The 22,198-nt window shown below is 68.9% G+C and carries 29 protein-coding genes; 4 read left to right on the top strand and 25 right to left on the bottom strand.

Annotated elements, in window-relative coordinates:
* Nucleotides 1-200: 200 nt before the first annotated feature.
* Nucleotides 201-521 carry a hypothetical protein gene (locus tag NWFMUON74_RS30540; RefSeq protein ID WP_187685179.1) on the top strand — a complete coding sequence of 107 codons (321 nt, stop codon included), beginning with the start codon at nt 201-203 and terminating at the stop codon, nt 519-521.
* A gap of 5 nt (nt 522-526) precedes the next feature.
* Here NWFMUON74_RS30540 and NWFMUON74_RS30535 read toward each other — a convergent pair whose 3' ends face one another.
* Entirely contained in the window at nt 527-700 is a 174-nt protein-coding gene (locus NWFMUON74_RS30535; RefSeq protein WP_187685178.1) for a hypothetical protein, read from the bottom strand.
* Nucleotides 701-882: 182 nt separating this feature from the next.
* On the opposite strand from NWFMUON74_RS30535, the gene NWFMUON74_RS30530 reads away from it, so the two are divergent.
* The 3 genes from NWFMUON74_RS30530 (at nt 883) to NWFMUON74_RS30520 (ending at nt 1,796) form a co-directional block, all read left to right on the top strand.
* Nucleotides 883-1,101 carry a hypothetical protein gene (locus tag NWFMUON74_RS30530; protein WP_187685177.1) on the top strand — a complete coding sequence of 73 codons (219 nt, stop codon included), beginning with the start codon at nt 883-885 and terminating at the stop codon, nt 1,099-1,101.
* Nucleotides 1,102-1,231: 130 nt separating this feature from the next.
* The gene (locus tag NWFMUON74_RS30525) at nt 1,232-1,525 is read left to right on the top strand and encodes a hypothetical protein (protein WP_187685176.1); all 294 of its coding nucleotides are present in this window, start codon (nt 1,232-1,234) and stop codon (nt 1,523-1,525) included.
* Nucleotides 1,526-1,541: 16 nt separating this feature from the next.
* Nucleotides 1,542-1,796 (top strand): Clp protease N-terminal domain-containing protein, encoded by a 255-nt coding sequence (locus NWFMUON74_RS30520; protein WP_187685175.1) that lies wholly within the window; start codon nt 1,542-1,544, stop codon nt 1,794-1,796.
* A gap of 50 nt (nt 1,797-1,846) precedes the next feature.
* Here NWFMUON74_RS30520 and NWFMUON74_RS30515 read toward each other — a convergent pair whose 3' ends face one another.
* From NWFMUON74_RS30515 to NWFMUON74_RS30400, 24 genes are all read right to left on the bottom strand, one after another.
* Nucleotides 1,847-2,479 (bottom strand): DUF7172 family protein, encoded by a 633-nt coding sequence (locus NWFMUON74_RS30515; protein ID WP_187685174.1) that lies wholly within the window; start codon nt 2,477-2,479, stop codon nt 1,847-1,849.
* Nucleotides 2,452-3,039, bottom strand: a complete 588-nt coding sequence (locus NWFMUON74_RS30510; RefSeq protein WP_187685173.1) for a DUF7172 family protein — start codon at nt 3,037-3,039, stop codon at nt 2,452-2,454. Before NWFMUON74_RS30510 ends, NWFMUON74_RS30515 begins: the two co-directional genes overlap by 28 nt.
* The gene (locus NWFMUON74_RS30505; protein ID WP_187685172.1) at nt 3,036-3,653 is read right to left on the bottom strand and encodes a DUF7172 family protein; all 618 of its coding nucleotides are present in this window, start codon (nt 3,651-3,653) and stop codon (nt 3,036-3,038) included. Before NWFMUON74_RS30505 ends, NWFMUON74_RS30510 begins: the two co-directional genes overlap by 4 nt.
* 1 nt (nt 3,654) lies before the next feature.
* Entirely contained in the window at nt 3,655-4,329 is a 675-nt protein-coding gene (locus NWFMUON74_RS30500; RefSeq protein ID WP_187685171.1) for a hypothetical protein, read from the bottom strand.
* Nucleotides 4,326-5,336 (bottom strand): hypothetical protein, encoded by a 1,011-nt coding sequence (locus NWFMUON74_RS30495; RefSeq protein ID WP_187685170.1) that lies wholly within the window; start codon nt 5,334-5,336, stop codon nt 4,326-4,328. Before NWFMUON74_RS30495 ends, NWFMUON74_RS30500 begins: the two co-directional genes overlap by 4 nt.
* Nucleotides 5,333-6,586 (bottom strand): sugar transferase, encoded by a 1,254-nt coding sequence (locus NWFMUON74_RS30490; RefSeq protein WP_187685169.1) that lies wholly within the window; start codon nt 6,584-6,586, stop codon nt 5,333-5,335. The genes NWFMUON74_RS30495 and NWFMUON74_RS30490 overlap by 4 nt, the downstream gene beginning before the upstream one ends.
* 3 nt (nt 6,587-6,589) lie before the next feature.
* Nucleotides 6,590-6,736, bottom strand: a complete 147-nt coding sequence (locus NWFMUON74_RS30485; protein ID WP_187685168.1) for a hypothetical protein — start codon at nt 6,734-6,736, stop codon at nt 6,590-6,592.
* Nucleotides 6,737-6,746: 10 nt separating this feature from the next.
* Entirely contained in the window at nt 6,747-12,629 is a 5,883-nt protein-coding gene (locus NWFMUON74_RS30480) for a phage tail protein (protein ID WP_187685167.1), read from the bottom strand.
* Nucleotides 12,630-12,665: 36 nt separating this feature from the next.
* Complete coding sequence (locus tag NWFMUON74_RS30475) at nt 12,666-13,076, bottom strand: HK97 gp10 family phage protein (protein ID WP_232110683.1); 411 nt, start codon at nt 13,074-13,076, stop codon at nt 12,666-12,668.
* Nucleotides 13,073-13,270, bottom strand: coding sequence for a hypothetical protein (locus tag NWFMUON74_RS30470; protein WP_187685166.1), 198 nt, complete (start codon nt 13,268-13,270; stop codon nt 13,073-13,075). Before NWFMUON74_RS30470 ends, NWFMUON74_RS30475 begins: the two co-directional genes overlap by 4 nt.
* A gap of 10 nt (nt 13,271-13,280) precedes the next feature.
* Complete coding sequence (locus tag NWFMUON74_RS30465) at nt 13,281-13,802, bottom strand: hypothetical protein (protein WP_187685165.1); 522 nt, start codon at nt 13,800-13,802, stop codon at nt 13,281-13,283.
* Nucleotides 13,802-14,557, bottom strand: a complete 756-nt coding sequence (locus tag NWFMUON74_RS30460; RefSeq protein ID WP_187685164.1) for a hypothetical protein — start codon at nt 14,555-14,557, stop codon at nt 13,802-13,804. The genes NWFMUON74_RS30465 and NWFMUON74_RS30460 overlap by 1 nt, the downstream gene beginning before the upstream one ends.
* A 13-nt stretch (nt 14,558-14,570) precedes the next feature.
* A complete protein-coding gene (locus tag NWFMUON74_RS30455; protein WP_187685163.1) occupies nt 14,571-15,203 on the bottom strand; it encodes an HNH endonuclease in 633 nt (210 codons plus the stop codon).
* A 60-nt stretch (nt 15,204-15,263) separates the two neighbouring features.
* A complete protein-coding gene (locus tag NWFMUON74_RS30450; protein ID WP_187685162.1) occupies nt 15,264-15,506 on the bottom strand; it encodes a hypothetical protein in 243 nt (80 codons plus the stop codon).
* A gap of 34 nt (nt 15,507-15,540) precedes the next feature.
* Nucleotides 15,541-16,707 (bottom strand): hypothetical protein, encoded by a 1,167-nt coding sequence (locus NWFMUON74_RS30445; protein ID WP_187685161.1) that lies wholly within the window; start codon nt 16,705-16,707, stop codon nt 15,541-15,543.
* A gap of 8 nt (nt 16,708-16,715) precedes the next feature.
* Entirely contained in the window at nt 16,716-17,138 is a 423-nt protein-coding gene (locus NWFMUON74_RS30440) for a hypothetical protein (protein WP_187685160.1), read from the bottom strand.
* The gene (locus NWFMUON74_RS30435; RefSeq protein ID WP_187685159.1) at nt 17,138-17,650 is read right to left on the bottom strand and encodes a hypothetical protein; all 513 of its coding nucleotides are present in this window, start codon (nt 17,648-17,650) and stop codon (nt 17,138-17,140) included. Before NWFMUON74_RS30435 ends, NWFMUON74_RS30440 begins: the two co-directional genes overlap by 1 nt.
* 12 nt (nt 17,651-17,662) lie before the next feature.
* On the bottom strand, nt 17,663-18,442 hold the full coding sequence (locus NWFMUON74_RS30430; RefSeq protein WP_425343076.1) for an LtfC-like domain-containing protein: 780 nt from the start codon (nt 18,440-18,442) through the stop codon (nt 17,663-17,665).
* The gene (locus tag NWFMUON74_RS30425; protein WP_187685157.1) at nt 18,442-19,542 is read right to left on the bottom strand and encodes a hypothetical protein; all 1,101 of its coding nucleotides are present in this window, start codon (nt 19,540-19,542) and stop codon (nt 18,442-18,444) included. The genes NWFMUON74_RS30430 and NWFMUON74_RS30425 overlap by 1 nt, the downstream gene beginning before the upstream one ends.
* A 91-nt stretch (nt 19,543-19,633) precedes the next feature.
* The gene (locus tag NWFMUON74_RS30420; RefSeq protein WP_187685156.1) at nt 19,634-20,005 is read right to left on the bottom strand and encodes a hypothetical protein; all 372 of its coding nucleotides are present in this window, start codon (nt 20,003-20,005) and stop codon (nt 19,634-19,636) included.
* Nucleotides 20,006-20,009: 4 nt separating this feature from the next.
* On the bottom strand, nt 20,010-20,429 hold the full coding sequence (locus NWFMUON74_RS30415) for a hypothetical protein (RefSeq protein WP_187685155.1): 420 nt from the start codon (nt 20,427-20,429) through the stop codon (nt 20,010-20,012).
* A gap of 17 nt (nt 20,430-20,446) precedes the next feature.
* Entirely contained in the window at nt 20,447-20,878 is a 432-nt protein-coding gene (locus tag NWFMUON74_RS30410) for a hypothetical protein (protein WP_187685154.1), read from the bottom strand.
* Nucleotides 20,875-21,348 carry a hypothetical protein gene (locus NWFMUON74_RS30405; RefSeq protein WP_187685153.1) on the bottom strand — a complete coding sequence of 158 codons (474 nt, stop codon included), beginning with the start codon at nt 21,346-21,348 and terminating at the stop codon, nt 20,875-20,877. Before NWFMUON74_RS30405 ends, NWFMUON74_RS30410 begins: the two co-directional genes overlap by 4 nt.
* Before the next feature lie 2 nt (nt 21,349-21,350).
* Nucleotides 21,351-22,091 (bottom strand): hypothetical protein, encoded by a 741-nt coding sequence (locus tag NWFMUON74_RS30400; protein ID WP_187685152.1) that lies wholly within the window; start codon nt 22,089-22,091, stop codon nt 21,351-21,353.
* Nucleotides 22,092-22,198 lie beyond the last annotated feature (107 nt).

Raw genomic sequence — 22,198 nt, 5'->3', positions numbered from 1 at the left:
GCAGCCTAGCCGCTTTTGGCCGCTGCATGGCCGGAAATGTCCGGCGGACAAGCGTGACCATTTCCCCGGGCGCCGCCGCCGAGTAGAGCCACAGGCTCATCGGTCGGCCCAACGAGCTAGACACCACGACCGGTGAGCCGCCCCGTGCAGCTCCCCGGCGGCGGTTGCCTCCCCTGTCGGAGGAGCTGGAGGACAGCTAGATGAAGCGCTTCAATCCCTACCCAACCGCATTCGGGTGGGTGGATCCAGATATCTCGACCGCGCTGGAATGGGACCGTGCCCAGGTCCAGCGCCTCGCACGACATCTCGGCTACCTGATCGTGTGGCCGCCGCCGTCGCTGCTGCCGCTGACCGATCAGGTACGCGCGGCCAGGGCGGAGGTGGTGATCACTCCGACCACGCAGCACCTGACCCCGCTGACACTCAATGCGCTCCTGGGCGTCGCCGACGTCGAAACGCTCGCGCCGCGCCTGAGTTTCACCAAGTGGTCGCAGATTTCCGCCATTGGGGGACTCGGATGATCCGGCTACATCGCCGCCGCGAACGGAACCACGCGCGCGAAATTATCGCCCGCGTCGACGCCGAACGCGCCCGCCAGCAGGTTCAGGCAGAAGACGCCCGGATCGCCGATTCCGGTGGCTGGCCCAACATCAACCCGCACGCCGCGCCGCGGGAGCCGCTGACCGTCGACGGCGCGCACGAAACGATGCAACGGCACCGGGGCTGCACTGTCGGGGGCTGCCCACGGAAGTCCGCCGCCTATCAAACGCTCGTCGATGCCGGGCGGCTCAGACCAGACTCCGGCCGTGCCGGGTCGTACCCCACCTATCAGTGAGGAAGTGAATGCCACCGCTATGCCAGGGGCCGTGCCAGCAGGAAATCATGGACCTGATGGTCTACGACGGCACGCCGCGCAGTGCCGCTGATCTCGCCACGGAACTACGGCGGGAACCCCGGACCATCAGGAATGCCCTATCCGCCCTCACTGAGCAGGGGCTACTCCGCGAGACCGGCGAGCGCACCGAAACCAACGGCCGTATCTGGATGGTCACCCCCGCTGGCCGGAAGGGCGCCAGAGACAGCGCCAGAAAGACGTCCTGACCTGCGCAGAAGGCGTGACTATACCTGCGTTTGTGTGTATAATTGAGGGGTGCGACGGATCGAGCCGTCGACCACCCGGACGAAGCCGGATCTACCGGGTTCGCCCATCTCACCCTGATGGAGGAACACCATGATCAGAACACTCGCCGCCGCGACCGCTGTAGCCGCCACGCTGCTCGCACCAGCCCCGGCCATCGCCGCCCCCACCGGGGCCGCCGTGGTCGCCGCGCCGATCCATGTGGCGGTGCCGCGTGTCCCCGCCGACGCGAACGGTGTCCCGCTGGAACGGTGCGGGCCCGCCACGGACGGCCGGAAGGTGGAGACGGAGGACGCGGTGGGCGGACGGCACCGCTTCACCTGCCACCATCGGCGCAACCTGATCGGCCCGGACGAGTGGGTGTGGCTCGAAATCCTGGCGATGTGAGCGGATGATGTCGAGCATGGACGAGATCGCGCAGACGCCCCGCCTCCAGGACATTTTGGCCGACGCCGCCGACCGCGCGCGAGCGGCCGGACACGACTGGGTCGGGGTGGAGCACGTGATGCTGGCGATCCTCGCTGACCGGGACGCGGTACCTACCCAGGTGCTCGACCGGCTCGGGATCGACATCGGCGGCGCAGCCACCGAGATCACGCGGACCATGTCCACCGACGGCTACCTGACCCCGACTCGTCGGGCGCGGCTGCTGTCCTGACCGAATGCACGATCTGGGCCCCGTCCGGCAGCACGCCGGGCGGGGCCTCGTTACGGGATGACCGGCGTCGAGAACAGGTCGATTTGCAGCGCACCGACTTTCGCGATGCGCTGCGCCACCGGGTCACCATACGCGGAGTACCAGTCCAAACCCCACGCTGAGGTAAACCAGCGAACCTGCGCGCGGGCCTTCATGGTCTGCCCGGCGGGCAAGGTGATCACGTCCCCGATCGGCGTGCTGATCTTCGGCTGCCGGTCCTCCAACATCCCGAACACACCGACCGTGGTGCTGGACACGGTGGTGGTGCCGAAATCCAGGTAGCCGCGCACCCTTGACTCTTCGGTCAGCGTCGGATCCGCCGGGGCCGCACCGAAACTCGTCCCCCACTGCGTCTGGATGACCAAGTGCTTCAGCTGGTCGATCGCGTAGCGGGTCGCGTCGGCCGTCAACACCGCGTACACCTGCTGCGCCACCGGCGTGCTGTTCAACCACTGCGCCTGCACGAACCCCAACGTCGTCCCGGCCGCGTTGTTCGCGGGCGTGAACGTCCACCCGCCGGCCGTCGCGCTCGCCCGGTGCTCGAACTGCCAGTGCCGTTTCGGCGAGATCTCGCCGCCGGGCGCATCGAAGTATGCGGTGTCGATGCAGGGGAACGTCATGGTGTCGCCTCCGGAATCGCCCACAGCCGCAACCGAACCCAGTAGGCGCGCACCACCTGCAACGGCTGCGAGGGTGCCCGCCACTGGCCGGGCGTGGTGAACAGGGCTCGGTATCGGACGTGCACGGTCTCGCCCGGGTCGACAGTGCCCACCAGCTCATAGCGGATCGAGTCATCCCACGCCCTGAAGAGTCTCGCGTAGCCGACCTGGTTGATAGCGAACGGCGTGGTCTGGAGTTTCGCGCCGACGCCGTTCTCCGACGCGAATGGTGCTGGCGCGTTCGGGGATACACCGATGTCCCAGGAGACCGCGTCATCCAGCACGTACGCATTCGGGTTCGACGCCACGATGGTCCGAGGTGCCCGGTGAGTGCCGAGCCAGCATTCCTGCGCCGTATCGAGAGTGTTCGTCCAGCTCAACTCGGCGTCGATGAACGGGACCGGGTCCGGGCTGCGTTCGACATTGCCGTCCTTCGTGGACGTGACGAACCGCTCCGCGGCGATGCGCGGGAGCCAGCCGTCCGCGAGCCCAGTGCCCCTGGGGCCGGAGAACATCCACTCCGACGTGCAGATGGTGATGCTCATTGCACCTCCGGATCACTGGTCGGGAACGCCCACAACCTGAGCTTCACGCTCCGCGCCCACGCCTCATGGAGCGGGTTGTTCGCCGCGGCGTTGTTGGACCACGGCGGCGGCGTCCAGCAGTACGCCCGGTACCAGACGTTCAGCGTCGAACCGGCGGGTAGTTCGTACCACTCTTCGCTGGATCCGGCCGGGTAGTCCTGGTGGACGCGCCCGTAGTACGGCAACGACACGTTGTTGGTACCACCGTCCAGCCCGAGCGTGGTGAGCGAGTTGACCACGCTGTAGTTGTCCGGCACCCGCGCGGCCTCGTCGATCCCGTAGTTCCAGGAGTCCCAGATCTGCACGGCGTTCGGGTTGCTGGTGATGAGGGTGCGGTACGCCCGGATCACCTGGAGCCGCATCAGCGCGGGCAGCGGCGAGTCGGATGTCCAGGACACCTGCGCGTCGATCATCAACCGGCCGGGCTGTGTGGTGAGCCCGGAGCCGGTGATCGCGCCGTCCCCGGTCGACGCCGCGGTGGTTTGCGCAACCATCCGCGGCGCGGACCACTTCTCGAGCCCGAGCTGGCCCGCGTTGATTCGCAGGTTCCGGCCCGCGCAGACTTGCGGTGGCATATCAGTCGGCCTCCGTCACCAGGTTGATGTCCAACGTCGTCGGCGGCACGCCGGGCGTCCACCAGTCCGCCGCACCGATATTCACGGCCGATGTCGCGTACGCGTACAGGTCCACCGACTGGCCGGCGGTCAGCCGCAGGATTCGGGAGACAGACGCGCTCATCCACGTGTTCGTGGTGTCGAACACCTTCAACCCGGCCCGGAACGCGCCGTCCACGCGGATGCCGACACCGATCGGCGTATTGCTGGCGTGCGAGGCGACATGCACACACCCCGACACCCTGTAGGCGCCGGACACCGGGACCTGCACCGCGTCGAACAGCTGCTGGCCACTGGTCCAGTCGCCGCCTTCCTCGACCTCGACACCGTCGAACCGCACTACCGAGCCGCCTGCGGCGATGCCTTGCAGCGCGGTGCGGGTGGCCGACAGGCTCGGTGCCCGGCTGTCCACGATGGCGTCCGGGTCGTTCTCGCCGGTGTTCGGTCGCCGGGCGATGATCACCGACCCGCCGTCCATGTGTGAGGCGATGAGGTGGCCGTCGTTGCTGGTGGAGAACACCCATGCTCCGACACGCTGGGACGTCGGGTTCTCCAGGGACTCGGTGCGCCGCACGAGGTCTCGTGCCAGTTCGGCGTCCGACCTGGGCGGCCGGACCGGTTCCGCTGTCCCGCTCATGCCGTCGTCCCTCCCGCCTTCTCCAGTTCCCCGAGGTTGTCGGGGGTGCCCAGCGTGACGGCGACCTCTATCCCGGACGACGTACCGGTCACCTGCACCTGATCCAGGCGCAGGATCGTACGGAGCCCCAGCGCACTGATCGCGAAGTTGATGCCCGGCACCAGCATGTCCAGCTCCACCGGCGCATCCGGGGACAGCGTGGCGGACTGCGGGATCACTAGCTCGTCGCGAATGCGCGCCGACCGGGACACGTAGTCCTGCGCGGCGCGCTGAATGTTGTTGACGCCGAACAGGTCATCGAGCGACACGATGGACTGGAGGTGCAGGCCACCCAGTTCGACTCGCTGCGTGTAGGCCCCGTTCTTCCCCATCACCCGCACGTCGTTCGCGGCCTTCTCGCCGGACCGGCGAATCTTCGCGCCGGCGCTCAGATCGGAGTCGGTCAGCTCTGCCGCCACCGCGGCGGGCTGGCTGCCGAGGATCGGGCGCCCGCGCACGACGGTCCACCTGAGTCCGAGCTTCGCCAGCTCCGCGATGTCCTGCTGCATCATGCGCTGGTCGGCAGCCACGCTCACGTCGTAGCGGGTGGAGTCCGCCAACGCCGGAAGCACGATGGGCTCGGCGTCAATCTGATGGTGCCGCAGCATGTCTCGCCACATGTCCGCCGCGATCGGCGCGACGTCCAGCGACTCCCAGCGGCGAGTGGTCTGGGTGCGGGTCCGCCACATCAGCCTCGACACATCCCGGGCGTCCACGCTCATCCCCGCCCGGTCTCGATCCGCGTTCTGGATCGGTCCGAGCCATTGCAGGTCTTGGCCGTGCCAGCAGGAGATCCAGTGCAGCCACGGCGTGATCTGCTCGGAGAGGTCCTGGAGCGGCGCGCTCACGTTCAGCCTCGACACCTCGTTGAGTTCGCGGCTCCAGGTGAATTTGTCGGGGGTTTCGATCACCCCGAGCGTGGTGCCGCCGACGTGATGCACCGCGAAGCTGGCGGGTTCGAGCTTCACGCCTGCCTCCCTCGCACCGACATCTGCACGGTGAACGCCAGGCCGGGCTCGTGCTGCGCCACCAGCTCCCAACACCCACCCGCCGCGAGCATGGTCGGTGTCCACGGCGCGCCCGACGGGGTGCCGACGATGCCGACCTGCCGCACCTGCTGACCGCCGACGACCCCGTACGGCCGCCCGAGCACGGAATCGGCCACCACTGTCCCGCCCGCCGGAAGCCCTGCGAGGGACAGGAATCCGGTCCGGTCGCACATCGCCGAGCTGCCGCATGGTCGGAACCAGAAATTGACGCTCACCGGGGCCGCGCCCGCGGTGACGGTGAGCGTCACGGCCTGGTCCCGGCACACCATCCCCAGCGCGGCCGGGACCGTCGCGACCCTGGTTTGTACCTGGCAGACCGGGATACAGCCCGCGCACACCGGCGGCTGCACCGGCGACACGTCGATCGTGGTGGGGATGCACGTGGCCGACGCGAGAACTGGTATGTCCGTGCAGGATTCGGGGTCCTCGCAGTCGGGCGGGTGCGCCCACGTGATCTGCTCGGTGACCGTGCTGGCCCACGTGACCGTCTCGGTGGTCGGCGGCCCCCACAGGTACGGATCCAAGATGGTCAGTTCCCAGTCGACTGCCTTGAACGCGCCCTGTCGGTTCGCCTTTCCGCGCGTGCCGAAGCTCTTGCTCTCCGTGAGTTCTTTTGTCAGCACCACGCGGTGCGCCTCGCGTTGCAGCAGCGCCGGACTGGCCGCGCTGTCCTCCGGATGGGCGGCCAGAAACTCCAGCGTCGTCCCGCGCAGTTCCTTCGCGGGCAGCATCCGGCACGCCAGCCACGAAAGCCCGTACTCGACTCCCGCGTTCGTGCAGCCGACCAGGGTGGCCTCAATCGTCACGGTGCGGGCCTTGTCGCGGTGCGGCCCGGCGATACCGCCGGCCGAAATGGCGTCGGCCACGGTGCGGTCCACCGGCGTCGGACCCAACCCCTGCACGTTGGTCACCCACACGCCCAGGAACTCGGCGGACTGCGGGATGGCGGGGTCGTACCAGGGCGCGGACGTGATCACGTACGGGTCGTCCGCGAGGAAGGCGGCGAGGCCCGGCCACGAATCGTCGTAGCGCACGAAGTCCGCGCACACGCACGAGCCTTGCGCGAGCGCTTCCTCCATCGACTCCGGCACGCTCGGTTCTGCGTGCGCGATCAGCCGGGAGGTGTTCGTCAACTCCAGGCCACCCAACGCTATCCAGCCACGGAACACCCGCTACTCCTCTCCGGGGCCGGATGGCGGCGGCTCCATGCCGAGCACACCCATGTACGCCTGGACCACCGGGCCGTCCTCCGGCTCTTCGGCGTCCAGCGCGGTCTCGGTGCGTCCGGTCAGGTCCTGCACGTGTTGCCCAAGGTCCATCAGCTACTCCTCACAGCAGGGACAGGAGGTTGTCTCGGATACCGCCCGCCGCACCCGCGCCGCCGAACACGGTGATCGGCGCGTTCACGGTCCGGTTCCCACTGCGCTCGAGAGCCGCCACGAGCCGCTCGAACGACTCGGTCTCTCGTGGGCTGAGCACGCGCTCGGGTTCCACCACGTCCTTGTGCATGAAGCCGCGCCCCACCGCCACACCGCCACTGTCGAAGCTGTCGATTGCCGCGGCCGCGCCGATCGCCACGGTGCCGATGAACGCCGCGGCGATGCCCGCCAACGCGACGCCGACCACCGCGCCGACGGCCGCGCCGATCGCGGTGCCGATGCCGGGGATGATGGAGCCGATCGCGGCACCGATCGCGGTCACGGCCAGGGTGATCGCCGCACTGAGGAACGCGGTCAGGATCGGGATCACCACGCTGGTCATCAGGTACCGCAACAGGGCCTTGATCAGCTCGCGGTTGATGCGGTTCTGCTCCGCCACAACGAGATCCATCGAGGACTCGTTGCGCTGCACCAGCTCCGCCGTGTCGGACAAGATCCGGCCGGAGGTGTCGATGCTCTGGTGCAGGTCACCCCGGAACTGATGGATCTCGTCCAGCGTGTCGAGCAGGTTGTCCCGGATCTCGATCTCCACCCCGGTCAACCGCACGAGGAGATCCACCATCAGCCCGCCGGAGATGTCCCGGCCCAGCACGCCCTTGGACTGTGGCCCGACCCGCGAAGCCTGCTGCGCCAGCGCGGCGTTCGCGACCTGCTGCGCCACCTGCATCAGCGACTGCTGCGCGGTATTCGCGACGCTGACCACCGCATCGGAGATCGCCTTGGCCGCGTCGAACGCGCTGCCCGGAGCACCGAACGGTGCCGGTGCCGTCGCCGCGGCGGCGTCGTCCACCCGCAGCTCCAGCGTCTTCACTGCGGCCGTCGTCCGGTCGGTGCCATCAGTGATTTGGTCCCCGACCCCGCCGAGCCACGTCCGAATGATCTGGATACCGGCGTCCACCGCGGACTGCATGATCGGCGTCAGCACGCCGGCGGTGAGCCGCTGGGAGATGTCGTCCAGGCCCGCGCTCAGTTCTTCGGTCTGCTGCTGCGTCACCAGCTCAGCTGAGGATTCGTTGCGCTGCACCAGCTCCCGGGTGTCGGCGGCTACGCGGCCGGTGGCGTCGATCGCCTCCTGCGCTTGCGCGATCTGCTGCGCCTGCTGCTGGGTGTCGGTCTGCTCCGGCTGCACGAATACCCGCGTGAGCGTGTCGATGCCCTGCTGGAACACACTGGCGGTCAACAGCTCCGGGCCCGCTGTGCTGCTGGTGCCCGCGATCTGCTGGAGGCTCAGCACCAGCGCCTCGAACAAGCGAGTCTGCTCGGGGCTGAGCACGCGCTCCGGCTGGATCGTGTTCTTCGGCATAAACCCGACGCCCGCCGCGATACCGCCGGAGTCGAACGGGTTCAGCGCGTCGAACGCCTTGTCCGCCAGGCTCTGCGCCTTCTGCCACACGCTCGGCAGCGCATTACCGAGGTCACCGACCAGGCTGCCCAGGTAGTCGATCGACCCGCGCTCGAACGTGGTCAGGTACTCCGGAGGTAGCTTGTTGAACTCCGGCGGGACGGGCCCGACCTCCGTCGGGATCCGAGTCCGGATCGGCCCCAATAGCTCATCGAAGACCCGCTCGATCGCGCGCTCCACGAACGACCGCTGATCGGTCACCGACGGGCCGATCGACCCGCCGCCCGCGCCGGGCTGGAAGTAGCCGTTCGCGCCGATCGGCAACCCGTACAGGCCGGCGAAACTCGTCGGGTCCGTACCGGTCCCGTAGTGGACGTTCCCGAGCGCGCCGCCGGACTCCACCCGCATCGCCTGCGGGATACCGAGCAGCGGCAGTGCACCGAGCACGCCCGCCGTGTGGCCACCGCCGGGGCCGCCCGGGTTGTCGGTGACGCCGATGACCATGCCGCCGTCGCGCTGGTTCCGCGTGAACCCCTGCGGACCGACCTGCGGGTAGCCAGCGAAACTCGATGTCGCCCAATACCGCTGCCACGGATTCAACCCCAGGATCGCCGCCGCGATGCTGCCCATGAACCCCGAGCAGTCGAACGAATCCCCGACGAACCGCGGCCCCGCCCACTGGTACGGGCGGCCGTGCTGCGCCCGCGCGAACTCGTGCCCACGCAGCAGCTGGTGCATCCACGGCTCCACCGCGCCGCCCGTCGCGAACCGCGGCAGCAGCGGATCGAACAGCCCCTCCGGGTTCACGTTCCCGATGCCCTGCGCGCGCACCGCCGCGCCGTACGCATTCAGGTTGTCCCGACCAAGGTCCGAGATCAGCTGGCCGCCGTCCCAGCTGAACGGGATACCTCTGGCGATCATGTCGCGGATCGCGTACCAGATGTTCTGCCCGCCGGCCGCCAGCACTTCGGCGGCGGTGATGACGTGCTCGCCGGAGGACAACCAGGCGGGGATGGAATCGCTGGTGCCTGTGCCGGGCCCGAACACCGCGCCGCCGGAACGGAATCCGAGCGTGATCGGGTCCATGTCACCCACGCCGGGTAGGAATTTACCGACGGCGTTCCAGGCTTTCCGCAGTCCTTCGTTCCAGACCGCGTTCACGATGAAACGGACCGGGTTGGCGGCGGCCTCGCGCAGCCGATCCCAGACGCTCGCGATGCCGTTGACGCCGTCCTCGAACCAGGACTGCACCTTCACCAGGCCGCGGCCGATCTCGGGAAACACTGTCTCGGTGAGGAAGTCACCGACCCCGGACACTGATTCACCGAGCCCCTGGAACCCGCTGGTCACGGCGTCGATCGCGGCACCGGCGATGTCGCGCATGACCCCGATGGCGTCGCCGATGATCCCGAGCGCGATCGAGAAGGCGTCCGCAGTGTTCTGGATCGCCGGAATCACCACTGGCACAAGCACATTCGAGGCGAGCCAGGTCAGTGCTTCGATCACGTCAATGATCTGCGGTGCCATCTGCACGAAGATGTCGATCAGCGGAGGCAGGATCTCGGCGGCCAGGCGCGCGAATTCCGGCAGCAGCGGAACGACCGCCACCAGCAGGTCGGTGAACGCCCGCACGATATCTGGCAACACTGGAGCTATCTGTCGGATGGCGTCGGCCAGCGCCAAACCGAGCGTCTTCGCGACATCCGCGAGGATCGGCGCCAGCTCCTTGATCACCGGCCGCATCTCGTCCGCGAACTGCGCGATCACCGGCGCGAGCGCATTCGCGACATCGGAAATGGCGGGGGCCAGCGCGATCAGGACAGTGGACAGGTTCTCGGCGATCAGCGGGATCAGCGGTGCGACCGCCTTGATCACATCGGCGAATGCGGTGGCCAGCGGCCCGAGAGCGGGTTGCAGTTCTCGTAAGGCGTCCGCGAGCGCGTTGCCGACGACCTGCGCGACCTCCGACAGCGGGCCGATCATGGGCCGTAGCGCGTCCAAGATCGCGCCGAGCAGATTCGCGACGACCGGAAGCACCGGCCGCAAACCCTCAGCTAGCGCCTTGATGAAGCCCGACAGCGACGGCATCAGCGCAGTCAGCGAATCCGCAAATGTCGCACCCAGATCGCCGAGCGCGGGTGCGATGTCGACCAGGGCCTGCCCGATCGACTCGAACAGCGGCTGGAGCGCTGGTAGCACTCGGGAGCCGAGTTCGGCGAAGCTGAGGACCAGGTCTCGCAGCAGCGGCCCGACACCCTGAAGGGCGGCGGTGAACCCATCGAGCACCTGGCCCAGCAGCCCACTATCCGCCAGCTGGGAGAATGCGTTGCCGAGTTCAGTGCCGATGCTGCCGAGCGCGCGCCCGATGTTCTCGGCGAACGGCTCCGCGGCGAGAGTCATTTTCGCCAGGCCGTCCAGGAATCCCTGGCTGCCCTCCCGCATCCCGGCCAGCAGGTCGGCGGTGGAGGCGAACACCGAGTCCAGGGCCTGCACGCCCTGCGCGCTACTCAGCCAGTCCGCGAAAGCCTTTGCGCCCAGGTTCAATTCGGTGGCGACCGCGCTCATGCCGTCGCGCATGTGCGGGAGCACGGTGTCCGCGAGCTGCCGGAGCACGGTGTCCGAATCCTGGAAGAGGGCGTCCTGGATGGCTTTCCGGGCGGCCTCCCAGACCGGCGCCAGCTCCCGCGCCGTCGACACGAAGTTCTGCGCCTCGGGCGAGAGCTTCGCCATGGCCTGGGCGAGCTTGTCCGCCGATGGGCTGGAGGCGTTCATGGCGTCGGTGACGGCCTGCTGCGCCTTCACCACCTGAGCGGACGCTCGGTTCGCCGCGTCCTGAGCGTCGGCTACACGCTTTTCGGCCTCGGCTTGCCGGTCCTTCGCCGCGACCACGCGGTCGCTGCCATCGAGCCCCTTGGCCTGAGCTTCGGCGTTATCCTGCTGGCTGCGAACGTTGTTCTGAACGGCCTCGTCGTAGCGGAGCTGCGCCCGCTCCAGCCGGACCAGCGCTTCCTCGCGGTCATCGACGGTCTTGGCTTTCTTCAGGTCGTTCTGCGCCTGCTTCAGCCCGAGCAGCGCTTCCTTCTCGGAGATCGCCGCGCCGCGCGCCTTGAACCGGTAGTCCTCGAGATCCCGCCCGGCGTCGACGTAGGCGCGGCCGACATCCTCCGCGGCCCGCGCAGAGTCCTGCTGCGCGTCCGCCAGCGTCCGCTGAGACCGGGCCGCCGTGTCCGCCGCCGACGCCAGCTGATCCTGCGCCGCCGCGACGGCCTTCGACTTCGCGGCGGCTTCACCCGGCGCCGCATCAGAGGCTGCCTGCACCGCGTCGAACGCATCCTTGATGCCCTGCAACCCGACAACCGCGGTCCCCGCCACGGCCGCCGCTGCCGGCCCCAGCGCCGCGAACCCCAGCGCCAGCCCGCCGACGGCACCGGCGGCGAGCCCGGCCGCGCCACCGATCGCGGACAGAATCCCGGTGATCGCTGAGAGGCCGCCCGCTGTGGCCACGACGCCGCCGATGGTGCTGCCGAGCCGCTCGAACACGCGGTTGGTGTCTTCGGTGCGGTCGCGGAGCCGGTCTAGGCCAGGGTCGTCCACCCGCACCGCTTGCGGCGCGCGAACGGACGCGCGCTGCGACAGGTCGATCGCTTGCCGACCGAGTTCGACACTGCGCCGCCGGATTTCCTCGATCCGCAGTTCGGCGGCTTCGACGCGTTGCGCTGCCTGCGCGCGGCGTAGCCCGTCGGCTTCGGGGTCGCCTTCGGCGGCCTTCACCGCGCGTTTGGCGTCGGCCACCTTCAGCTCTGCCGCCGCGACCCGCTCGGCGGCAGCGGTCCGCTTGTCCGAGTCCTCGCTGTCCTTCACTGCGGCGGCGGCCGCCTTGGCGGCGGCGAGTGCCCGGTTCGCGGCGGCCAGGCGCAGCGCGGCCCGCTGCTGCCGTTCGGCCGCTGCTTCCGGATCGGGCTCGGCTGCCGCCGCGGCGCGGCGCGCGCGCTCCAGGGCCAGCTGCGCGGCCCGCTCGGTATTCGCGTTTTTCGCGAGCTGCTGGCCGACCTTCTCCAGCTGCGCCGCCGCGCGCGCCCGCTCCGATGTCACCTGCCGCGCGGTCGTGACCGAATCTCGTTGTGCGCGTTGGACAGCGCGTTCACCGGACACCAGCGCGGCCGACGCCGCACGAGCATCGGCCAGGCCGCGGCGGTCGACGTCGACCACCACCCGCTGCGTGATCGGTCTCGCCTCGCGCTCCAGCTGCTGGTGCAGCGCGCGCATTTGCTCCGGCGTGCCGGCGGTGTCGAGATTGATTTTGATGTCCAGCGGGGACTTGTCGAGCTTCAGCTGGACGCCGCGCATCGCGCCGATGACGACGCGAGACAGCTCCTCCTCAAAGCCGCCGCCGTCGGCGGTGAGGGGGATGGTGATGCCCGGCTGAGTCACGCGGGCACGCTGTCAAAGTGGGGCGCAAACCCCAGGTCAGATGAGCCGGTCCCTCGTCAGCTCTTCGCGCACCGCGTCGGCCAGGAACGGGTTGCCCTTGTAGCCGGGGTGATTCACCCGCTGGGCGAACACGATCCGGCCGCCGACCTCGAACCGCAGCGCGCGGGCGTTACGCGGCCGGATCACATGCGGGCGGGTGCCGTCATGGACGAACCTCGCGTGCCGGGCCCGCGCGAACATGAGCAGCCGCACGATCGGGCCGCGACGCGAAACGCTGTGCCCGATACTGCGTTTCAGCCCGCCGGTGCGGACGTTCACTCGCCTCTTGGCGTTCGACTCGATCCGGCCTCCCAGCCGCCGTACGCGCGGCTCCGCCCGCTCCGCCGCCTGCTCTCCAGCGCGCGGGATCGGCGCCCATTGCAGGCGGGGCCGGACCGGGATCGTCACGATTCGGAGGTCCGGCGCGCCCGCTTCGACGACTTGCCGGCGGGCTTGGCCGGTTCGTCGTGGGGTCCGTCGACTACCTGGATGAGGCCGTTCCGGGCCAGGCCGCGCAGGTAGTCGGTCCACTCCACCGTGTGGCGCTCGCCGCGCGCGCACACGTCCGAGTTGACCACGCCTTCGATAGTCACCAATGCCACGAGATGCCTCCTACCTCGACAGTTGAGCGTGCGCGATCTGCGTCCACGCCAGAATTAGGCCGTCCGGCCCGTACGGCTCCCCGGTCCCCAGCGCCGTCGCCGCAGCCGCGGCGGCCCTTTCGGCGTCCTGCATCGCCCCGCACAGCGCCGCGTCGATGCGCCACGAGTCGTCCCACTGCACCGCCGCCTCTTGCTCCAGCTGCTCCGGCGTGGCGTCGAACGGATGGCAGCGGGCGATACCGGCCTCGATCGTGATGGCGCGCTGCGACGAGCATTTCCCCACCACGGACTCCTGCGGGAAGGCGTCGGTGCGCCAGCGCCGGACCAGCCGCACCCAGAGGTACGGGCCGCACTTCTCGCACGACACCTCGTCCTGATCGACACCGACCCAGGGCGGCGGGACGACGATCTCCCCGGCCAGGATGTTCACGACATCGGTTCCGCCGCCCAACGGCGGCACGGAGGCGCTGGGGGAGAAGAACTCCCGTAGCCGGGTCACAGTCAGCCCGAGCACGGTCACAGCGGAATCCATCAGGCACCGTCCGGGTAGTCGGGCGAAGACACCGCCGACGGCGCGGACAGCCGGTGCGGGTTCACCGCGGTGATCCAGAGGTCCACTTCGCTGATCCCGGTCTGCATGTTCTCGAACAGCGCCACCGGGTCCACCATCTGCATCGACACGCCCTGACGGCTGATCGACTGCACCCGCTTCGGCAGACGGCATTTACCGCCCCGGCAGGCGTTCCAGAACTCGCCGGCCAGCAACGCCACCATCTGGTCCGCGCCCGCCGGTGGCGGTGTGCCAGTGAGGTAATCGACCGTCCACGTACCCGGCTCACCAGCGGGCACCCGGAGATTCTGGGACGGCCACTGCCCGGACTTCGCGTACAGCCGATCACCCTCGAGCACGTAGGTGCTCGGGTCGGCCACCGCGCCGTCGATGGTGACCGCGGTGACCGAGCAGACCGGCGCCGGCAGATGCACCACACCCGGGCCACCGACCTTGCAGGCGGGCCCGCACGAGCACGCGATGGACCGCCAATCGGCGTAGTAGAGGTCCAGGTACCAGCCCCACCCCGGCTGCCACGCCTGCTGCGTCTCGCACTCACGCGGGCACGGCCGCACGATCCTCGGACAGCAGCCGTACTGGCGGCCGGTGAAGGACCAGAGGACGGATACGGCGGTATCGATCGCACCCTGGAGCCGGGCAACGTCTTCCGCTGCCGTGACGGTCTTCGCGTCCTCGGGCAGGCAGGCGATGGAAACCGGCCAGGTGCATTGGGACATGGCCGGAGGCTATCTACATGGTGTGCAATCTCTTCGCCGCACGCTGTCTCTGCGCAGCCTCACGGCGACAGGCCCGGCAACCGCGCTGACCGTTCCCTGGCGCTATGTATGTGTTCTCCGTCGTGTACTCGTGTCCGCGTACACAATGGCTGCGGAACTTCGGATGGATTCCTTCGCGGCCGAGCCGAACACGCTCGTTCATCCTGTGGCACTCGCGACATCGACGATTCGGACCGTTAGTCGTGTTGTACGGATGACCGTGCGGGCAGTGTGTCTTTCGTGCGTTGTAGTGAGTTCCGTGCTTGAGGGAGTCGGCCGAGTTCTCGGCGTCGGTGCCGTAGGCGAGGTTCTCGGGCCGGTCGTCGTGGCTGTTGCCGTTCAGGTGACGAACTACCTTGCCCGGTGGCCGAACGCCATGAAACGCATCGGCCACCATCCAGCAAGCCTTGACCGACTTACCTCGAACGATGAGCTGCCGATACGACGCGCCGACATCGCAAGAACGTATACGGCCTTTCCAGTTGCGGCGCACGCCTTTCCGGTTGACAAGTACCTGGTCGACGCTGCGTATGCGGCCGTGACTCGATGCCTCGTATCCGGGCCAGCTTGGAGTTGGACGCCAGACCTCAGCGTCGGAATCTTTCATGCACTGAGTCTACAGGCCAGGTGCACACCATGGCCGGGACCGTAGGCAGTTGGGGCGCAGTCAGACTCGCGGCGGCCAGGACCAGTAACCGGGCGTCGGCTCCTCGGCGAACTTGATGCCGGTCTTGTGGCTGGTGCCGTTCGGGTAGATCGCGAACAGGTCTACGCGGGTCTCCGGCTGCTCGTTGGTGCCGAAATGGTCGTGCACGGCCGTGATGATCGCCGCGATCGGCTCCGACGGGTGCTCGCCGTTGGGCGTGCCGTAGGTCTGGAAATGGACGATTCTGCCAACAGTGGGTTCCATGGCGCGCGACCGTAGGCGGCCAGGGCGCAGCAGATCAGGCCACCAACAGCTGATAGTTGTCCCCGTTGGCGGGCGGCTCACCACCGCCGGACACCGCGGAGTCGTCCTGGATCTGCACGCCGTGCTGGAGGTACAGGAGCGGGGCCTGAGCCTCGGTGTAGGTACCCCAGAGCACGGGGTTGTGGTCCACGGCCGCGCTGAAATGCGTTCCCTCGCCGCGGATTTCCATCATCGCCGAGTCCGCCCACTTCGTGATCGGTGTGCCGGCCGGTGTCCCGGTGGCGGGGAGGAAGCCATCCGGGTAGGAGGGATCGTAGATCGCGATGCCCGCCTGGTTCGCGACGGTCCAGAAATGGACGCCGGTGTGGTTGTTGGCCAGGCTCGCGCGGATACACACGCTGGTGGCGCTGTGGAGCGGGTTGCGCCCATTCCAGCGGATCTGCATCCGCGCCACCATGATCCGCGGGTAGCCGGGCAGCGCGGGCCGGTGCGCGAAGCTGACCGGTTCGGAAGGCGTGCCGACGCCGGAGATCTCGCCGCCCTGAACGTAGAGCGTGCCGCCGCCGGATGTGGTCCAGCCGACAAGCGTTGGCTGGCTGAAAGTGTCGCTGTCGACCAGCGTCAGTGGCGGGGTGTCCCCGCTGACGAAGTTGTCGAGGTTCGCGCCGCTGGTGCCGCTGGTGTACTGGATCCACGCGCCGCGATACCGGTGGCTGGAGTCCGCCCACGTCGTATCCCGGAACGCCGGGCCGCTGCGCTGGCCGTTGATGTAGACGCGATACACCGAGTACTCGTCCACGCTGACGCGCACAACATCGTTGAGCGCGATCGTGGTGGAGTAGCTGCCGATCAGCGTGAATGTCCCGTTGATGCCGGTGATTCGGCCGATCGACCACGCCCCGGCGGAAACGGTGAGCAGCACCATTTGTGTCATGCCCACGTTGCAGCGCAACAACGCGCCGCTGCCCGCCGTGTTGTTCGGCGCGGTGCCCACGGTGAGTTCCACCCAGTGCGCAGCGGTCGCGGCCTGCTCAAGGTGCACCACCGCCCGCCGGCCGACCGTGGTGCCGATGACGGCGAGCATCCCGGCTGCCGAGATGCCGATATCGCTGGTGCCGGTCTTGGTCCAGTACGGACCGACCGAGCTGCCCGCTGGGAGGTCGAACCCGTGCTGGACGATCGGCATGGCCGGTTCGACCATGACCGCCGTCATATGCGATGCCCGATCAGATCGGCGGCCAGGCCGGTGCCGAGCGTGGTCGTGTTCACCGCCGTCTGCACCACGTAGATCCGGTCACCCGCCGCCAGCGTCGCGCCAGGAGTCAGGTAGGTCGGCGCAGTGGACGGAGTACCGGAGGTCCCGGAGATCACGTTGCCGACCGCCGTGCCGTTCTTCCGCAGCTCTGCCGTCGCGCTATTACCGGTGCCCGCGGTGGCGAGCCAGTACCGCACCTGATCCAGCACCATCGCGTACGGGACGACCCAGCCCATGGGCAGGTGCCCGGTCCCCGCGACGTGCAGGCCCTGGGTCTGGTACAGCATGACCCCGACCGTTTGCCCGGTCAGCGTGTCGGCGTCGGATAGCTCCTGGAGCGAGCCCGCCACACTGACGAGGGGGCGTCGCAACACCATCAGGCCAGCACCACCGGCGCGCTGCCCTCGAAGTTGATCGCGGTCGCGGACGTCGCGACACCGATCCGCTGCACCACGTTTCCGGCCGCGCTCGGCGGAGTGCTCGTCGCAGCCCCGGCCGTGGTGCCCAAGAACACCGGGCCGGGCGTCTGGCCGGTGACCGCGGTGTTCGGGCCCTCGAAGTACACGGTGGCCGCCGCTCCGCTGGCGGCAGCCGCGAGCACGAACCCGTGCGCTTCCTTGCCCTGCGTGGTCGCGTCGGCCTTGCGCACCTTCGCGCCGGTGGAGTTCCAGATGTTCACGAAGTCCCCGGCAGCCAGCGCCTCCGACGTGGTGATCGACGCTGTGTCCGCGCCGATGCCCGCCGGCATCATGGATGAAGCCAGCCGGCCGGACCCGTCCAGGGCGGGGATCTTCCCGGCGTCGGCAGCACCGGCCGACGTGTCGGTGGCGGCCTGCTCGGTCAGCGCACCCGTGGTCGGGTCGAGCTTGATGTACTTGTTACCGGCCATGTTCGGCTTCTCCTATGTGAGTGCGACGCTCGGCGAGCGGTCGACGTAAATGGCGGTGGCCGCAGTCGCGGCGGCCAGCTGCGCCAGGAATCCGGCGCCCGGCACGGTCTGGGTGAGCGCCCCACTGGTGCCCAGGAACACGGGGCCGGGCGTCCACGACCAGGAAGGTTCGGTGAGTTCCCCGACCATCACCACCTGCACCGGATCTCCGGCCGCCGCCGCGCCGTTGGTGATGCCGATCGGCAGCGCGAGGTGCGCTGGATTGGTGTTGTCCGCGTACACGAACGAGCCGTCCGGCTGCCGGACCACGGCCCGATGCCCGGACAATGCGAGTCCCGCTGTGCCGGTGACAATCACAGACGAACCGCCGCCACCGGGCGGTCCCGCCGGGCCGGGCACCGGCACGGCTACGGCGGTGCCGTCCGGGAGCGGCACCGCGGCGATGTACCCGAAACCGGAGCTGGCGCAGCCGGTCTGGATCGGGCCCTCCAGCCACACGAACGGCGGCGCGGACGGATAGTCCAGCACCAGCTCCGCCCACGCGGTGAGCGGCACCTGGTCGACGTCCGTGGACGGCTGTAGCCACGACATCACCGCGCCCGCGATAGTGGCCGGCCAGATCGCCTCGAATGCGCTGCCGGGCACGAACAGCCGCAGCCACGCGGCCGTCCCGGCGGGCCACGGTGTCGGTGTGCCGGGCGGGGATTGCAGCTCCACCCGTCCCTGAAAATCGGTGCCTGGTTTCAGGGACAGGCGGAGCTGGTCCGGGGTCCACCCGAGTTCGAGCGGCACTACGAGTAGACCCCGCCCTCCACCGTGGTGGCGATGGTGACCGTGCCGGACGGGGTGAGCCCGGACGCGGACGCGGTCATGGCGGGCAAGCCCAACTCGGCCAGGTCACCGGTGAAGGTGCAGGTGTAGGGGCCACCCGCGCTGCCGCTCACGTTGACATTGCCGGTGCCGATGGTGGGCAGCGACTCCAGCGCGGCCTTCACCGTCGCCGCGGCGGCGTTGTGCGGGATCGGCGCGGTGGTCGAACCCCGGAACGTCAGCGTGAACGTGCCGCCGGTCGGCGAGCCGCCGATGGTGATGGTCTGGACCTCGCTGGTACCGACCGAACCGCACGCGGGCTGCGCCGGGGCGACGGCCACCGCGGTTTCGCCGTAGTACGGGGAAGGCAGGATCAGCGGGCAGCAATCATCGCTGGGCTCGGGCGGCGCAATGGTGGTCTTGAACATGCGCCGGTGCTGACCCGGCTGGATGGGCCGCAACATGCGTCCTGGGGTGTTGTTGGCGTCGGTGGCCATCACGTTGTACGGTCCGCGGCCCCAGCGAGTCGCGTTCACGGTGATGGCGTTGATGGTGAAGGTGCTGGCCTTGGCACCGATCTCGGTATCGCCGAGCTGGCCCTCCTTGACCACGAAGAACGTGTATCCGTACGGGAGCGAGCTGCCGCCGGCCGCGCCGTTCAAAATGTCATCGGTTGTGGGCACCTCACAGGCATCCTCCGAGCCGACACCCGACCAGATCTCGATGGCCACACCACGATCGGAGGGCACCTCCTTCTGATCGGAGAAGCCGATGTCTTTGCCTTCCCAGTCGGTGACGATCTCCCAGTCGGTGAACATGTTGAAAAGGCACGTGTTCACGGCGCAGAACTCGATGGTGGCGTTGAGCCACTTGCGTTCCGGCGGTGTGCGATCCGAGACGCAGACGCGGCCTTCCGCGTTGGTCTGCTCGATCTCTTCCGCATCCCGCATCTGCGGGCTGAGGGTGGCGGTAACGAAACCCGAAGTCACCACGCGGCTTCGAGGGCCGACGATGGGCATACCGCACGCGTCGACCAAGGTGGCCCGCATACGCAGGCCCTTCACGACCGGCAAAACGGCCACTGAACTCTCCTCTATATGTGCACGTCAGAGTGTTTTCAGTGGCTGCCCAGGCCCTACGGCGGCAGGGTAAACACCAGGGGTGCAGCAGAGTTCAGAGCGGCGGCGGAGTGCCATTCGTGCGGCCGGTGATCACCGCGCGCAGATCGGTGGCGTCGTGGCCGTGGGACTCGATGCGGCGGATGGCGACCCATACCGCATCGGTGAGTTCGGCTACCCGGCTGCTGAGGCGTTCGACACTGGACTCAAGCCTGTCGACTTTCAGGTCCAGCTGCTTGTTGTCCTCGCGGAGATCTTCAGCGATGGCCTGCGACATGGTCGCGCCCGACGTCGACACACGCGCCGCGATCTCCGCGTAATCCGCGCTCTTCAAACGCTTCCCGCGGCGACCCGCGAATGCGCCTATGGCCGCCCCGACAACACCGCCCGCTGTGGTGACAACACCCGAACTGACCAGCAGGGTCACCAGATCACTCACGCTTCGCTTCTTTCACCAGCCGCGCCGTCGCGCGGATACGCCGCAGGTCACGCCACAAAATGAGTACCGAGCACACCGACAACGCGGCGGCCAGCCAGGCTGCGAAGCTGGCCCGCTCAGCCCATGTCGCCTGAAGTACCGCGGCGACGTATGCCGCTGTGGTGCAGGCGGATGCCGCGTCACTGGCGGCGAGCAACCACAGCCCGTCCGGCCGCTCGCGTCTCCAATACCCCAGAGCCGCCAGCAGCGGGCACGCGATCAGCAGCGCCAGCCACATCAGCTCCACCATGTCGCCCATGGCCTGGGCGACCGGCGTCGGCGGGGTGCCGAGCCAGATCGTCTGCACGGCGCTCAGCAGGAAACCGATGTACACGACTCCCTGGTAGAGGCGCACCGACTCTGTATCGACCATCCCGCCGAGCCGCCCTCTCACCGCTCCGGGTCCTCCGCAACCTGGTTGCGTGGCGGGGAGATCAGCCGCTGCACGTACGCCGTGCCGGCCGCGACCACCGCGCCCAGCGCGGCACCGAGCACGGTCTTCCACGCCTCCCCGGAGGTGAAGTCGAAGCCACTGCCGCCGACCACTCCCGCGATGGCCAGCAGCACGGCCACCACCACTGTCGCCACCGCGCCCTGAATCGCGGTGCGCTGCGCGCGATCCCGAGCATCGGACTTCACCTCCGGCGGCGCGGCCGGGGCCGGGCCGGTGGTTTCGAGGTCGGCCAGGAACTCCTCGAAACGGGCCCTGGCCTCGGCCCGGGCGTCGGCCAGCGCCCGGTCCACCTGATGGCCCGCCCACTCCGGCAGGCGCTCCAGCACCTGCCGGGTCACCAGATCGACAACGTTGGTCGGCTGGCTCACGAGTCACCGCCGTCGGCCGGGGCCTCCGGCTTCTTCGCCGCGGCCTTCTTCGCGGGAGCCTTCCGCGCGGTGGCCTTCTTCGGCTCCTCGTGCGGCTGCTCCGCCTCCTCCGGCGCGGCGGCGGGCTCCTCCTCGGTGGGCTGCTCGGCAGCCGAATCCTCGGTGTCCTGCGACGGATCCAGCTCCAGAGCGTTCGGCGACAGCTCCGCGTTCTCCAGGAGCCGCTGGATGCCTTCCTGCGCGACGGCATCGGCATCGAACTCGGCTTCCTCGGGGATGAGGCCGGCGCTTCGGGCGATGTCGACCGGCACCCGGAATCCCTTGCCGCCGGTGGAGATCCCGCGCACCTCGCGCTTGCGGTCCTCTCCGGCGGCCTCGAGGAGGACGCGGGCCAGCTGCTCGTGCTCGGCGGCGGATCCGGCTCGCACGGTGGCGGTGTCGCCGCCGTCGATCTCGGTGTAGGTGCGCATGGTCAGGCTCCGATCGTGATAGCGGTGGTCCAGCACTCCCAGGACACGAGCGTTTCCCGCTCGGCCACGGAGAGCCGTTCGTTGTGGGGATAGTCCGGGCCGTGCGTCATGACGACGGGGCCGCGGTGGACGGTGACAGGCCCGGTGGCGATGATCGTGTCGTCCAGGTCCGCGTACCCGGCGCCGAACGCCCACCGGTGCCCGGACGGAGACAACAGGAACGTGCCGGTGCGGGTGATGAGCTGCGCCGCTTGGAGCGCGGCGGCGAGGTGCGCCGCCGCGTGCAGCACACCGGGAAACCCGAACGGTGCTACCGCTTCCTCGAGCGCGCCGACGGCGGCGACCAGACCGGCCACCGTGCTGGCCGCGCCCGCTGCCGCGACGAGCCGCGGCACCAGCTGCCGCTCGACCAGCACCGGCTCCTGTAGCCGCAGCAGCTGTTTCGCCCGCTGCTCGGCTTCCTGCTCGGGCACGAGCGCGGAGCAGTCGTCGTCCGCGCCGATCACATCACCCACGAATTCGTGCGTGAGCCAGTCGTTTCGGGGCTCCGCGCCCTTCACCGTGGGATCGGGGATCTCGGTCTCGCAGTTGATGGGCCAGATCCAGGCGGGCCCGCAATTCCAGGTGTCGACCACGACACCTTGGGCGAGCCGGGACGGGTCGGGAGTGTCGATGAGGGTGGCCGCGCCGTACAGGCCGCCGCTCGCCGGGTTCGCCAGTGGTGCCGTGTAGACCTCGGCCACGGTGGTCCTCCAGGTACGTGTGAGGGGGGAAGGGTCCCGGCCGGGGCGAGTGAGTTGGGCAGCACACTCGGGGGAGGGCTCTCGCCCGCCCCGAACCGGGAGATCAG

The organism is Nocardia wallacei (assembly GCF_014466955.1).
GTDB lineage: Bacteria > Actinomycetota > Actinomycetes > Mycobacteriales > Mycobacteriaceae > Nocardia > Nocardia wallacei.
Note: the sequence above shows the minus strand (reverse complement) of the source record. Positions and strands in the feature narration are given on the sequence as shown.